15 protein-coding genes are annotated in these 13,517 nt (G+C 63.6%); all 15 read right to left on the bottom strand.

Translation table 11 applies throughout. The features are described 5' to 3' along the window. Positions 1-38 precede the first annotated feature (38 nt). The 15 genes from nuoK to RX329_RS41960 all read right to left on the bottom strand — a co-directional run bounded on the left by nuoK (position 39) and on the right by RX329_RS41960 (position 13,218). Entirely contained in the window at positions 39-347 is a 309-nt protein-coding gene (gene nuoK, locus RX329_RS21020; RefSeq protein WP_007603558.1) for an NADH-quinone oxidoreductase subunit NuoK, read from the bottom strand. Beyond that, the gene (locus RX329_RS21015) at positions 344-982 is read right to left on the bottom strand and encodes an NADH-quinone oxidoreductase subunit J (RefSeq protein WP_018455084.1); all 639 of its coding nucleotides are present in this window, start codon (positions 980-982) and stop codon (positions 344-346) included. The genes nuoK and RX329_RS21015 overlap by 4 nt, the downstream gene beginning before the upstream one ends. A 9-nt stretch (positions 983-991) precedes the next feature. After that, positions 992-1,480 (bottom strand): NADH-quinone oxidoreductase subunit NuoI, encoded by a 489-nt coding sequence (gene nuoI / locus RX329_RS21010; protein ID WP_026232873.1) that lies wholly within the window; start codon positions 1,478-1,480, stop codon positions 992-994. Positions 1,481-1,494: 14 nt separating this feature from the next. Then, positions 1,495-2,562, bottom strand: coding sequence for an NADH-quinone oxidoreductase subunit NuoH (gene nuoH, locus RX329_RS21005; protein WP_085353336.1), 1,068 nt, complete (start codon positions 2,560-2,562; stop codon positions 1,495-1,497). Between the two features lie 4 nt (positions 2,563-2,566). Then, positions 2,567-4,642, bottom strand: coding sequence for an NADH-quinone oxidoreductase subunit NuoG (nuoG, locus tag RX329_RS21000; protein WP_085353339.1), 2,076 nt, complete (start codon positions 4,640-4,642; stop codon positions 2,567-2,569). 5 nt (positions 4,643-4,647) lie between these two features. After that, the gene (nuoF, locus tag RX329_RS20995) at positions 4,648-5,973 is read right to left on the bottom strand and encodes an NADH-quinone oxidoreductase subunit NuoF (RefSeq protein ID WP_247370261.1); all 1,326 of its coding nucleotides are present in this window, start codon (positions 5,971-5,973) and stop codon (positions 4,648-4,650) included. A 15-nt stretch (positions 5,974-5,988) separates the two neighbouring features. Further along, a complete protein-coding gene (locus RX329_RS20990; RefSeq protein WP_317246367.1) occupies positions 5,989-6,192 on the bottom strand; it encodes a hypothetical protein in 204 nt (67 codons plus the stop codon). Further along, positions 6,192-6,803: an NADH-quinone oxidoreductase subunit NuoE gene (gene nuoE, locus RX329_RS20985; protein WP_018455089.1), complete on the bottom strand. Its 612-nt coding sequence runs from the start codon at positions 6,801-6,803 to the stop codon at positions 6,192-6,194. The genes RX329_RS20990 and nuoE overlap by 1 nt, the downstream gene beginning before the upstream one ends. A gap of 12 nt (positions 6,804-6,815) precedes the next feature. Then, the gene (locus RX329_RS20980) at positions 6,816-7,778 is read right to left on the bottom strand and encodes an FkbM family methyltransferase (RefSeq protein ID WP_018455090.1); all 963 of its coding nucleotides are present in this window, start codon (positions 7,776-7,778) and stop codon (positions 6,816-6,818) included. Continuing rightward, a complete protein-coding gene (locus tag RX329_RS20975) occupies positions 7,778-8,974 on the bottom strand; it encodes an NADH-quinone oxidoreductase subunit D (protein ID WP_317246366.1) in 1,197 nt (398 codons plus the stop codon). The genes RX329_RS20980 and RX329_RS20975 overlap by 1 nt, the downstream gene beginning before the upstream one ends. Before the next feature lie 2 nt (positions 8,975-8,976). Continuing rightward, entirely contained in the window at positions 8,977-9,591 is a 615-nt protein-coding gene (locus RX329_RS20970) for an NADH-quinone oxidoreductase subunit C (RefSeq protein WP_018455092.1), read from the bottom strand. An 11-nt stretch (positions 9,592-9,602) separates the two neighbouring features. Beyond that, entirely contained in the window at positions 9,603-10,184 is a 582-nt protein-coding gene (locus RX329_RS20965; RefSeq protein WP_026232875.1) for a NuoB/complex I 20 kDa subunit family protein, read from the bottom strand. Continuing rightward, complete coding sequence (locus RX329_RS20960; protein WP_008136158.1) at positions 10,181-10,546, bottom strand: NADH-quinone oxidoreductase subunit A; 366 nt, start codon at positions 10,544-10,546, stop codon at positions 10,181-10,183. The genes RX329_RS20965 and RX329_RS20960 overlap by 4 nt, the downstream gene beginning before the upstream one ends. Positions 10,547-11,116: 570 nt before the next feature. Then, complete coding sequence (locus RX329_RS41965) at positions 11,117-12,436, bottom strand: TonB-dependent receptor domain-containing protein (protein ID WP_410706452.1); 1,320 nt, start codon at positions 12,434-12,436, stop codon at positions 11,117-11,119. After that, positions 12,433-13,218, bottom strand: a complete 786-nt coding sequence (locus RX329_RS41960; protein WP_410706450.1) for a TonB-dependent receptor plug domain-containing protein — start codon at positions 13,216-13,218, stop codon at positions 12,433-12,435. The genes RX329_RS41965 and RX329_RS41960 overlap by 4 nt, the downstream gene beginning before the upstream one ends. Positions 13,219-13,517 lie beyond the last annotated feature (299 nt).

Below are 13,517 nucleotides of genomic sequence, written 5' to 3'. Positions count from 1 at the left end.
GGTCGGAAAACCGGTGTCCACTTTTCCGGATCATGCGATCAGCCCTTCATCAGATTGACGTCCTCAACCGCGATCGAGCCGCGGTTGCGGAAATAGACCACCAGGATGGCGAGACCGATCGCGGCTTCAGCGGCCGCGACGGTGAGCACCAGGAGCGCGAAGACCTGCCCGACGATGTCGCCGAGGAAGGTCGAGAACGCCACGAGGTTGACGTTGACCGCGAGCAGGATCAGCTCGATCGACATCAGGATGACGATGATGTTCTTGCGGTTCAGGAAGATGCCGAGGATCCCGAGCGTGAACAGGATCGCGCCGACCGCAAGATAGTGTCCGAGCCCGATCGTCATTTCACCCACTCCGCCGCGTCAGAGTCCTGGAGCCCCTGCCCCGGCGCCACCTTGCGTATCGCCATCGCTATTTCGGGCGTGCGCGCGTTCTGAATGTTGATGTCCTGCCGCTTGACGCTCGCCTTGTGCCGCAGCGTCAGCACGATGGCGCCGATCATCGCGACCAGCAGCACCATGCCCGAGAGCTGGAAGTAGTGGATGTACTTGGTATAGAGCACCAGGCCGAGCGCCTCGGTATTGGAGACGTTGGTCGGGATCGCCGCCGTGATCGTCTTGGCGACGCCGGGGTTGATGACCCAGAAGCCGACCGTGAGCAGCAGCTCGAACAGGAAGATGCCGCCGATCACGAGGCCGACCGGCAGGTATTCGATGAAGCCCTCGCGCAGTTCGAGGAAGTCGACGTCGAGCATCATGATCACGAACAGGAACAGGACCGCGACCGCACCGACATAGACGACGATCAGGATCATCGCGAGGAATTCGGCGCCCATCAACACGAACAGACCGGAGGCGTTGACGAAGGCCAGGATCAGGTACAGCACCGAGTGCACGGGATTGCGCGAGACAATCACCATCACCGCCGAGGCGACACAGACGCCGGCGAACAGATAGAAGAACAGCGCGGGAAGGATCATGCTCTCATCTCACCGGTACGGCGCGTCGAGTTCGATCGCTTTCGCGATCTCGCGTTCCCAGCGGTCGCCATTGGCGAGCAGCTTGGCCTTGTCATAGAACAGTTCCTCGCGGGTCTCGGTCGCGAACTCGAAGTTCGGACCTTCGACGATGGCATCGACCGGACAGGCTTCCTGGCAGAGGCCGCAATAGATGCACTTCACCATGTCGATGTCGTAGCGCACGGTGCGGCGGGTGCCGTCGTTGCGGCGCGGGCCGGCCTCGATGGTGATGGCCTGGGCCGGGCAGACCGCTTCGCACAGCTTGCAGGCGATGCATCGCTCTTCGCCGTTCGGATAGCGGCGCAGCGCATGCTCGCCGCGGAAGCGCGGCGAGATCGGGCCCTTCTCGAAGGGATAGTTCAGCGTCGGCTTCGGCTGGAAGAAATAGCGCATGGCGAGGAAGAACGCCGAGACGAATTCCGACAGCAGGAGCGAGCGTGCAGTGGCGTTGATGTTGATACCCATGACGGCCCTCACTTCGGCGCGATGTCGGCGAAGTGCAGCACACCGGCCACCACGATCACCATCGCCAGCGACAACGGCAGGAACACTTTCCAGCCGAGGCGCATCAGTTGATCGTAGCGGTAGCGCGGCACGATCGCCTTGGCCATCGCGAACAGGAAGAACATGAAGAACAGTTTCAGCGAGAACCAGATGATCCCCGGCACCCAGTTGAAGGGCGGCAGGTCCACCGGCGGCAGCCAGCCTCCGAGGAACAGGATCGTTGCCATCGCGCACATCGTGGCAATCGCGACATACTCGCCGAGCATGAACAGAAGATACGGTGTCGAGCCGTACTCGACCATGAAGCCGGCGACGAGCTCGGATTCCGCTTCGACGAGATCGAACGGCGGACGGTTGGTTTCAGCCAGGGCCGAGACGTAGAAGATCACGAACATCGGGAATAGCGGCCAGACGTACCAGTTCAGGATGGTGAGCTGCGGCAGCCCGATCAGGCTGGCGAGGCCCCGGACATGCTGCGCCTCGACCACGGCCGAGAGGTTCAGCGTGCCGGCGCAGAGCAGCACCGTGATGATGACGAAGCCGATCGAGACCTCGTAGGACACCATCTGCGCCGCCGAGCGCAGCGCCGCGAGGAACGGATATTTCGAGTTCGACGACCAGCCGGCCATGATGATGCCGTAGATCGACAGCGACGAGATCGCGAAGATGAAGAGAACGCCGACGTTGATGTCGGAGATCACCCAGCCGAGATTGGTAGGGATCACCGCCCAGGCCGCGAGCGCGAGCACGCACGAGATCAAGGGAGCAAGAAGAAACACGCCCTTGTTGGCGCCGGACGGGATGATCGGCTCCTTCAGCACGAACTTCAGGAGGTCGGCGAAGGATTGCAGCAGGCCCCAGGGACCAACCACGTTCGGGCCGCGGCGGATCTGCACCGCCGCCCAGATCTTGCGGTCGGCGAGCAGGATGTAGGCGATCGCCACCAGCAGAACGACCAGCACCAGGACGCTCTGCGCGATCATGATGATCAGCGGCCAGAGGAACCCGGTCCAGAATGCGCTTTCGAAGAATTCCATCGGCTCACTCCGCTGCGGTCAGCATCTGCCCGGAGGCAAGCCGCGAACATTCCGCCATCACGGCGGACGCACGCGCGATTGGGTTGGTCAAATAGAAGTCCTCGACAAGCGGCTTGAACGGGGCCTTCTCCGTCGAGCCGCCCTTCCCCGCGAGCTTCCTGATCTGGTCGGCCGAGCCGGGCTCGATCTGGTCGAGACGGTTCAGATGCGGCACTGCCTTGAAGATCGCCTGGCGCAGGGCCGAAAGCGAGTCATAGCCGAGCTTCTTGCCGAGCGCCTCCGACAGCGCGCGGATAATCGCCCAGTCCTCGCGGGCCTCGCCCGGCGGGAATGCGGCCCGTCCGGTCATTTGCACGCGGCCTTCGGTGTTGACGTAGATCGCGGACTTCTCGGTATAGGCGGCGGCCGGCAGGATCACGTCGGCGCGATGGGCGCCGCGGTCGCCGTGGGTGCCGATATAGACGACGAAGGTGCCGTCCGACGGCTTGATCTCGTCGGCGCCGAGCAGAAACAGCAGATCGAGCGTCCCGAACGTCGTCATCTGCGCCGCATTCAGCCCGCCCTGACCGGCGACAAAGCCGATGTCGAGCGCGCCGACGCGCGAGGCGCTCTCGTGCAGCACGCCAAAGCCGTTCCAGCCGTCCTTGAGCGCGCCGACGTCGAGCGCGAGCTTGGCCGCGGCTGCGAGAATGGCGGCGCCGTCGTGGCGCGAGGCGGCGCCCGCGCCGACCAGGATGATGGGGTTCTTGGCGTTCTTCAGCACGTCCATGAAGGAGTGCTTGCCGGCCGCGAGCTCACCGAGCGTGTCGGTGCCCGCGCCGAGGTGATCATAGTCGTAAGTGAGGTCGGGCTTGGCGCCGATCACGCCGACCTTGAAGCCGCCGGCGCGCCAGCGCTTGCGGATGCGGGCGTTGAACACGGCCGCCTCTTTCCGCGGATTGGCGCCGATGATGAGCAGCGCATCGGCCTGCTCGACGCCGGCGAGCGTCGGATTGAAGATGTAGGAGCCGCGGCCGAGCGCGGGATCGAAGGCGTCGCCGCCCTGCACCGCCAGATTGGCCGAGCCGTATTGGGCCAGCAAGTCCTTCAGCGCGAACATCTCTTCGACGCCGGCGAGGTCGCCCGCGATCGCGCCGATGCGCTTGCCGTCGGTGCGGGCCGCTTTCGCGGCGATCGCGGCAAAGGCCTCGGGCCAGCTCGCCGCGCGCAGCTTGCCGGCTTCGCGGATATAGGGCCGGTCGAGGCGCTGGGTGCGCAGGCCGTCGACGACGTGACGGGTCTTGTCGGAGATCCACTCCTCGTTCACGGCCTCGTTGATGCGCGGCAGGATACGCATCACTTCGCGGCCGCGGGTGTCGACGCGGATCGCGGATCCCACGCCGTCCATCACGTCGATCGACTGGGTCTTGCCGAGCTCCCACGGGCGCGCGGCGAAAGCATAGGGCTTCGAGGTCAGCGCGCCGACCGGGCAGATGTCGACGAGATTGCCTTGCAATTCCGAGGTCAGCGCGTGCTCGAGATAGGTCGTGATCTCCATGTCCTCGCCGCGGCCGGTCGCACCCATTTCGGGGGCGCCGGCCACTTCCGCCGAGAAGCGGACGCAGCGGGTGCACTGGATGCAGCGGTTCATCGAGGTCTTGACCAGCGCGCCGAGATATTTGTCCTCGACCGCGCGCTTGTTCTCGGCGAAGCGGCTGGTGTCGACACCGTAGCCCATCGCCTGGTCCTGGAGGTCGCACTCGCCGCCCTGATCGCAGATCGGGCAATCCAGCGGATGGTTGATCAGAAGGAATTCCATCACGCCTTCGCGCGCCTTCTTCACCATCGGCGAACGGGTGGAGATCTCCGGCGGCTCGCCCTTGGGACCCGGACGGCAATCGCGCACGCCCCAGGCGCAGCTCGCGACCGGCTTCGGGCCGCCCTTCACCTCGACGAGGCACATCCGGCAATTGCCGGCGATCGACAGCCGCTCGTGATAGCAGAAGCGCGGAATCTCGGCGCCGGCCGCTTCGCACGCCTGGAGCAGCGTGTATTCGGCGGGGACATCGATCTCTTTACCGTCGATGATGAGCTTGGTCATTCTCTCTACTCCGCCGCGACCATGTTCATGGGATCGCGGACGCCGATATCGTCGATGTCGGACTTGTGCGAATATTGGTCGATGCGCGCTTCGATCTCATGACGGAAATGCGCGATCAGGCCCTGGATCGGCCACGCCGCCGCATCGCCGAGCGCGCAGATGGTGTGACCTTCGACCTGCTTGGTGACTTCCAGCAGCATGTCGATCTCGCGCTTGTGGGCGCGGCCTTCGGCCATGCGGGTCAAGACGCGCCACATCCAGCCGGTGCCTTCGCGGCACGGCGTGCACTGGCCGCAGCTCTCATGCTTGTAGAAATAGGAGATGCGGGCGATGGCGCGGATCAAATCGGTCGACTTGTCCATCACGATCACGGCCGCGGTGCCGAGACCCGAGCGCAGCTTGCTCAAGCTGTCGAAATCCATCGGCGTGTCGATGATCTGCTCGGCCGGCACCATGCGCACGGAGGAGCCGCCGGGGATCACGGCCTTGAGGTTGTCCCAACCACCGCGGATGCCGCCGCAATGCTTCTCGATCAGCTCACGGAACGGAATGCCCATGGCCTCTTCGACGTTGCAGGGCCGCTCGACATGGCCGGAGATGCAGAACAGCTTGGTGCCGACATTGTTCGGACGACCGATGCCGGCGAACCATGCCGCGCCACGGCGCAGGATGTCGGGCGCAACCGCGATCGACTCGACATTGTTGACGGTGGTCGGGCAGCCGTACAGGCCGACATTGGCCGGGAACGGCGGCTTCAGGCGCGGCTGGCCCTTCTTGCCTTCGAGGCTCTCGAGCAGCGCGGTTTCCTCGCCGCAGATATAGGCGCCGGCGCCGTGGGCGACGTAGATGTCGAACGGCCAGCCGTTGACGTTGTCCTTGCCGACCAGCTTGGCCTCATAGGCCTGGTCGATCGCCGCCTGGAGATGCTCGCGCTCGCGGATGAACTCGCCGCGGACATAGATGTAGCAGGCATGCGCGTTCATCGCGCAGCTCGCGATCAGGCAGCCCTCGATCAGGAGATGCGGATCGTGCCGCATGATCTCGCGATCCTTGCAGGTGCCGGGCTCGGATTCGTCGGCATTGACGACGAGATAGCTCGGCCTTCCGTCGGTCGATTCCTTCGGCATGAACGACCATTTCAGGCCGGTCGGGAAGCCGGCGCCACCGCGGCCGCGCAGCCCCGACGCCTTCATCTCGTTGATGATCCAGTCACGGCCCTTGTCGATGATGTTCTTCGTACCATCCCAGGCGCCGCGGCGCCGCGCGCCCTCGAGGCCCCAATCGTGGAGGCCGTAGAGGTTCTTGAAGATGCGGTCCTTGTCCTCGAGCATGTCAGTGCTTTCCGATCAACGGTTGGCTTGCTTGTAGGCAAGCCCGGCGGCGCAGACGGCGAAGGTCAGCGCCCAGAGCAGACTGGATTCCAGCGACGCGTTCAGTGCGAAGCGCTGAAGCAGGAAAATGAAGGTGGCCGCCACGGTGGAATGCATTGCGACGAAGCCCCACTTCTTCACAACACTGCTCCCTTCAACTGGCGGTGAGAGATCACGCATCAGGTGATTTCCTTCAGCGTTGTCGGCCCACCGGTCGGCGCCGAGAACTGGCGGCCGTTCTGCGGACCGGGCTTGGGCGGGTTGCCCGAGGCAAAGCCATCGAGCACTTTGCCGAAGCTTTCCTTGGTCAGATCCTCATATGTGTCCTTGCCGATCAGCACCATCGGCGCATTCACGCAGGCACCGAGGCACTCCACCTCCTCCCAGCTGAAATTGCCGTCCTTGGAGAGATGGAAGGGCTCGTGATGAATGCGGTGCTCGCAGACGTGGATCAGATCCTCGGCGCCGCGCAGGCGGCACGGCGTGGTGCCGCAGACCTGGACGTGGGCCTTCTTGCCGACCGGGGCGAGCTGGAACATCGTGTAGAAGGTGGCGACCTCGAGCACGCGGATATAGGGCATGTCGAGCATGTCGGCGATGACGCGGATCGCGGCTTCCGAGACCCAGCCGTCGTGCTGCTCCTGCGCCCGCCAGAGGATGGCGATGACGGCCGAAGCCTGGCGTCCGGCCGGATATTTCGCGATCTGCTGCTTGGCGAACGCGAGGTTCTCCTCCGTGAACGCAAAGCTCGCGGGCTGGACTTCCTTCGGTGCTAATCGGCGAACGGACATCTCTTCAATCTCTCACTGCACGCGGCGCGCTGTTTTCGCATTCAGGGCATTGATCCTGTCCTGCCAGAATGCGCTTGCGGTGCCGAAAACATTGTAGCCGACGTGGGTGGAGACCTTGATGCGGTCGAGGATCGACAGCTCGGTCACCGTTTCCATACGTCGGGTGCTGGGATCGTAGACGATCAGCTTCAGCGGGGTGTGTTCGAGGATGTAGCGCGAGACCGCGTGCGAACGGTCGCTGCCGTGCTCCTCGCACATGATGACGCTGTCGGCCTGGAGCAGCCGGGCGCCGCCCTTGATCGCCTCGATCTCGACGCCCTCGACGTCGAGCTTGATCAGGTACTTGCCGGTGCCTGCGACCTTGCCGTCGTCGATCAGATTATCCAGCGCAATGACCGGCACATCCTCGCCGCCCGCCGACGCATCGCCGGCGATGCTAAAGGCCTCGTGCTTGGTGCCTGACAGACGCGCGGTGCCACGGGCCGCGCCGATCGCGCATTTCATGGTCTCGAAGCGGCTGGCGTTAATGCGGGCGTTGTTGTCAAGCTTCGGATAGTTCTGCCCCGACGGCTCGATCGCGATCGCCTTGTGCGAGCCGAACGGCTTGCTCGACACCAGCACCGACCAATAGCCGTAATTCGCGCCGCAATCGAGCAGCGTGTAGTCGACGTCGATGGAATCGGCGAACAACAGCTCCAGCTCGTCCTCGTAATTGTAGGAGCGGTTGAGCAGCTTGCTCCAATAGCCATCGCCGTAGGGAAATTCGAACACGGCGTCGGGATTGAGCTTGATCGCGATATTGCGCTCGGGCAGCGTCTTGCGCAGCAGATTGGCGCAGGCGATGTAGCCCATATGCGAGAAGTGCGACGAGATCTTCGATCCCGTCACCAGCGCCAAGGCAGCCGTCCGCTCCCACAGGTTGGCCCCTTCAAGGGCCCCCGAGGCGCGGTCAAACTGGATCGGCGCCTGCGCCATCACCGATCGACCTCTCCGAACACGATGTCGAGCGAGCCGAGGATCGCCGAGACGTCGGCGAGCAGATGACCGCGGCAGATGTGGTCCATCGCCTGCAGATGCGCAAAGCCGGGCGCGCGGATCTTGCACTTGTAGGGCTTGTTGGTGCCGTCCGAGATCAGAAAGACGCCGAACTCGCCCTTCGGCGCCTCGACCGCCGCATAGACCTCGCCGGCGGGCACGTGGACGCCTTCGGTGTAGAGCTTGAAGTGGTGGATCAGCGCTTCCATCGAGCGCTTCATCTCGCCACGGCGCGGCGGCGCGACCTTGTTGTCCTCGACGACGACGGGACCCTTCCCGTCGGCCGCGTTCAGCTTCTGGATGCACTGCTTCATGATGCGCACGGACTGGCGCATCTCTTCCATGCGGATCAGATAGCGGTCATAGCAGTCGCCGTTCTTGCCGATCGGGATATCGAAATCCATCTCGGCGTAGCATTCATAGGGCTGCGACTTGCGCAGATCCCAGGCCGCGCCCGAACCGCGCACCATCACGCCGGAGAAGCCCCACTCCCAGGCTTCCTTCAGCGACACGACGCCGATGTCGACGTTGCGCTGCTTGAAGATGCGGTTGGCGGTGAGCAGCCGGTCGAGATCCTCGACCACTTTCAGGAACGGATCGCACCAGGCGTCGATGTCGTCGACTAGCTTCTGCGGCAGGTCCTGATGCACGCCGCCGAGGCGGAAATAGGCTGCGTGCATGCGACTGCCGGAGGCGCGCTCGTAGAACACCATCAGCTTTTCGCGCTCTTCAAAGCCCCACAGCGGCGGGGTCAGCGCGCCGACGTCCATCGCCTGCGTGGTGACGTTGAGCAAATGCGACAGGATGCGGCCGATCTCGCAATAGAGCACGCGGATCAGCTGCGCGCGGCGCGGCACCTCGATGCCGAGCAGCTTTTCTGCAGCCATGCAGAAGGCGTGCTCCTGGTTCATCGGCGCGACGTAGTCGAGGCGGTCGAAATAAGGGATCGCCTGCAGATAGGTCTTCTGCTCGATCAGCTTTTCGGTGCCGCGGTGAAGCAGGCCGATATGCGGGTCGACGCGGGCGACGACTTCGCCGTCAAGCTCCAGCACCAGGCGCAGCACGCCGTGCGCCGCCGGATGCTGCGGACCGAAGTTGATGGTGAAGTTGCGAAGGACTTCGGGTTGCTCGTTCATGATCAGACCTTCGGCCCCGCTTTTTCATCGCCCGGAAGGACCGGATAGTCGGCGCCCTCCCACGGGGACAAAAAGTCGAACTTGCGGAATTCCTGGTTGAGCCTGACCGGCTCGTACACCACCCGCTTCTCCTGGTCGTCGTAGCGGACCTCGAGGAAGCCGGTGGTCGGGAAATCCTTGCGCAGCGGATGACCCTCGAAGCCGTAATCGGTCAGGAGGCGGCGCATGTCGGGATGGCCGACGAAGATCACGCCATAGAGGTCGTAGGCTTCGCGCTCGAACCAGTCGGCCCCGGGAAACACCTCGATCAGCGACGGCACCTGCGTGGTCTCGTCCGCCTGGGCCTTGAGCCGGATCCGCGCGTTCAGGGTCGGTGACAGGAAGTGATAGATCACGTCGAAGCGTTTTTCGCGCGACGGATAATCCGCGGCCGTGATGTCGGTGAAGTTGATGAAGCGGCAGTTCGGGTCATCGCGCAGGTACTTGACCACCTCGACGATTTTGCTGACCTCGACATCCACCGTGAGTTGGTTGAAGGCCACCGAATGACCGATGGCGGCGCCCGGAAGCGCGCTAACGATCGTCTGCCCCAGGGCGTCGAGCTTGGCGTCGTCCATGACGTAAAACCTTAGCGTTCGATTGTGCCGGTGCGGCGGATCTTCTTCTGCAGCAGCAGCACGCCGTAGAGCAGCGCTTCCGCCGTGGGCGGGCAGCCCGGCACATAGATGTCGATCGGCACGATGCGGTCACAACCGCGCACGACCGAGTAGGAATAGTGATAATAGCCGCCGCCGTTGGCGCAGGAGCCCATCGAGATGACGTAGCGCGGCTCGGGCATCTGGTCGTAGACCTTGCGCAACGCAGGCGCCATCTTGTTGGTCAGGGTCCCCGCGACGATCATCACGTCCGACTGACGCGGTGAAGCGCGCGGCGCGAAGCCGAAGCGCTCGACGTCGTAGCGCGGCATCGAGACCTGCATCATTTCGACTGCGCAGCAGGCGAGACCGAAGGTCATCCACATCAGCGAGCCGGTGCGCGCCCAGGTGATGAGGTCGTCGGTCGCGGCCACGAAGAAGCCCTTGTCGGACAGTTCCGAATTGACCTCGAGGAAGAACGGATCATTGGCCCCGACCGGCTTGCCGGTCGACGGGTCCAGGATGCCCTTGGGGGCCGGCGCGAGAACCGGACCGGCGGACGACGTAGGGGTCAATCCCATTCCAGTGCGCCTTTCTTCCATTCATAGGCGAACCCGACCGTCAGCACGGCGAGGAACACCACCATGGACCAGAAGCCGGTCGCGCCAAGCTTGCCGAACGCCACCGCCCAGGGAAACAGGAACGCCACCTCGAGGTCGAAGATGATGAAGAGGATGGCGACGAGATAGAAGCGGACGTCGAACTTCATGCGGGCGTCGTCGAAGGCGTTGAAACCGCACTCATACGCCGACAGCTTTTCCGGGTCCGGCTGCTGGAACGCCACGATGAACGGCGCGATCAGCAGCACCAGGCCAATGAGGCCCGCTACCCCTATGAAGACGACGAGTGGAAGATAGTTCTGCAGAATGCCGCTCATTGACGAGCCCTTTTTCCCGCAGCCTCGGGACAGCCACGGATTCGTCCAGTTTGGAATTGTTCTGAGCCTTAGCGCAGTGCACCAATGGGCGCAAGACACGCTCTTTTTAGGCCCTTTGTCGCCCTCAGAACGGTGGAAATCCCGGAATCACCCCGCGGCTGGTATGGAGCAGATCGACAGCCCCAGCAAGGGCGCCCCGATCAGTCCACACGCGCTGGGCCGTGACGTCCGTGGTTGGGAAGGCTCACTTTATCTAGGCCGCGACGCTGCAAAGTCCAGATTATAACGAGGCCAAGCGCGCCCATTATCGGGCGAGCGACCCGGGAGCCATGCATCACGATCGGACCTGGGCTCGTCTGGCGAATGTGTCGGGCAGGAGGCCCACTTCGCCCCAGCGGAAAATGGGTGGCGAGCGCGGCGGCGACGTGGCTGGGTCGTCGCGCGCCGCGCTCGCATGAGCTTCGGGCCGGGGGGCATGACCCGCGAGCTCATCGATCTCGTGGTGGAAGCCGGCGACGGGCCGGTCAGGCTCTCACGATGGCCTTCCCTCGCCTGTTCTCGTCATTTGCCTCACCATTTGTAGGAGACGCTGGCGGTGACGCGCCGGCGGTCGCCGTAGAAGCAGGATGACGCCGCCGCGCAGCTCGCGACGTAGATCTTGTCGGTCAAATTGACCACGTTCAGCGCGGTGCGCCAGTTCTGCCATTCGTAGTGGAGCGCGAGATCGCCGAGCACGACCGCGGGAACCTCGAGGGTATTGGCGGTATCCGCCCACGACGAACCGATATAGCGGAGACCGCCGCCGAAGCCGAACCCCGCGAGTGGCCCGTCCTTGAAGGTGTAGTCCGCCCAGCCGGACACCAGGAGCTCAGGCGTGTTGGTCGGGGTCTTGCCGACCAGCGCCGGGTCCAGATCCCTGCTGTTGAACAAACGGTAGGCCGTGAACGAGCCGATCAGCTTCAGCTCACGCGTGGCGTTCGCCACCGCTTCGATCTCGATGCCGCGCGAGGTCACCTCGCCGGTCTGGTTCTGCAAGGTCGTGAAAACCGGATCGGTCGTTGCCACATGCTGACGTTTCAAGTCGAACACCGAAGCGGTGAAGTAGCCGTCAAATCCCCGCGGCGCGACCTTCACGCCGATTTCCGTCTGTTGGCCGGTCTCCGGCAGGAACAGCTGGTTTTGCGCGTTGAGGCCGATGATCGGATTGTAGCTCGTGGCGTAGGACACATAGGGCGCGATGCCGTTGTCGAAATTGTAGATCAGCCCGGCGCGCCCGCTGAACCTGCTGTCGTCGCGGCTGGCAAGCGTGGCGCCGGTATCACGGGCAGCCTGCGTCGTCTCGACCCAATCGTTGCGGCCGCTCAGCACCAGCGTGAAGTTGCCGAGCTTCATCTGGTCCTGAAGATAGGTGCCGGCCTGCTTCTGCGTGATCTGGAAGTTGCGGAACGGTGCGCCCGTCAACGGAATGTCAAACCCGTAGGCGGGATTGAAGACGTTGATCGAAGGGACGGTGCCGAAGTTGAAAGCCTGATAATCGTCGATCTGGTAGCCCTTCAAATCGACCCCGAACAGCATCGTATGCCGCACCGCGCCGGTGTTGAAGCGGTACTCCAGCTGATTGTCGAGATTGGCCTGGTTGGCGGTGTTCTTCGCATACCAATTATAGCGACCGAGACTGGCCGTGTTGATGTCAGCCCAATTATTGCCGACATAGCCGCGATAGGTCACATCGACATGGGCAAAGCGCGCATTCTGCCGGAACGTCAAATCGTCGGTGAGATTGCGCTCGAACTGATAGCCCAGCATCTCCTGCTCGCGCGTGAACTTGTCGACGCTGGGATCGCCAGCGAAAAAGCTGGTCGGGATCTTGCCGAACCGAGCGTTGATCACGTGCCCTCATAGGGCAGGAAGTTGATGCCACGGGTTTCCTGCCGGGAAGCTGAAGCCAGTACCGTGAACCTCGTGTCGGCGTCCGGCTTCCAGGTCACCGACGGCGCGATGAAGTAGTTGTTGTCCGGCGTGAAATTGACCTGCGTGGGGCCGTTCTGGACCTGACCGACGACGCGGTAGAACAGCTTGCCGTTCTCGTGGCTCGTTGCGACCGGACCGCCAACATCGAAGCCGACATAGGCGTTGCCGAAATTGTTGACGCCGGTCTCGATGAAACGGACGGGCTCCGCCGGCGGCATCTTGCTGATGACGTTGACGATGCCGCTCGGGCTCGATCCGCCATAGAGCACGGCCGATGGACCGCGCAGCACCTCGACGCGCTCCATGTTGGGCGTCTGGAGCTTCCAGCTCGCATAGGAGGTGTAGAACAGCTGCATGCCGTCGAGAAACAGTCCGACGTCGTCGGACTTAAAGCCGCGGATCAGCCACCAGTCGTTGCGCGTGTCCGCGCCGAAGGTCCCGGCGCGGACTCCAGCAGTATAGCGCAGGACCTCGTCGAGCTTGTTCGCCTTCTGGTCGCGAATCTGCTCCGCGCCGATCACCGACACCGCCTGCGGCGTCTCCATGATCGGCGTGTTGGTCTTGGTGCCGGACGAGCTGCGGCCGGCGACGTAGCCGTGCACCGGGCCGAGCGGGGTCTCGACGAAACCGACATTGCGCGGCGGCTGCGGCCTGTTTCGGTTGGCGGTCTGCTGGGACGATCGCGGCGCACGGCGCTGCACGGAGATGGCTCGTCGGCGCGCTTCGGCGCGGCGACGGTCACCGACGGAATGTTCTGCGCGCCAATCATCTGCGCAGGAGATTGTGCAAGCGATGCCTGCGGCAGCAAAACCCAAGCGGATGCGGTCGCCAACATGGCCGATCGCAGCATTCCAAGACTGTTCACGCGCAACCCCAAAACTGCGTGTTCTGATGGCACATGCTGTCGGCCCATGACGGCATGCGCTTGCGGTGACGCTTAGGGCAGCGCGCGCGAATTCCCTAATTGAAAGCCTCTTAGAAGGAGTCTTAGAAAGAGTCT

It is taken from the genome of Bradyrhizobium sp. BWC-3-1 (assembly GCF_032917965.1).
GTDB classification, from domain to species: domain Bacteria; phylum Pseudomonadota; class Alphaproteobacteria; order Rhizobiales; family Xanthobacteraceae; genus Bradyrhizobium; species Bradyrhizobium canariense_D.
Note: the sequence above shows the minus strand (reverse complement) of the source record. Positions and strands in the feature narration are given on the sequence as shown.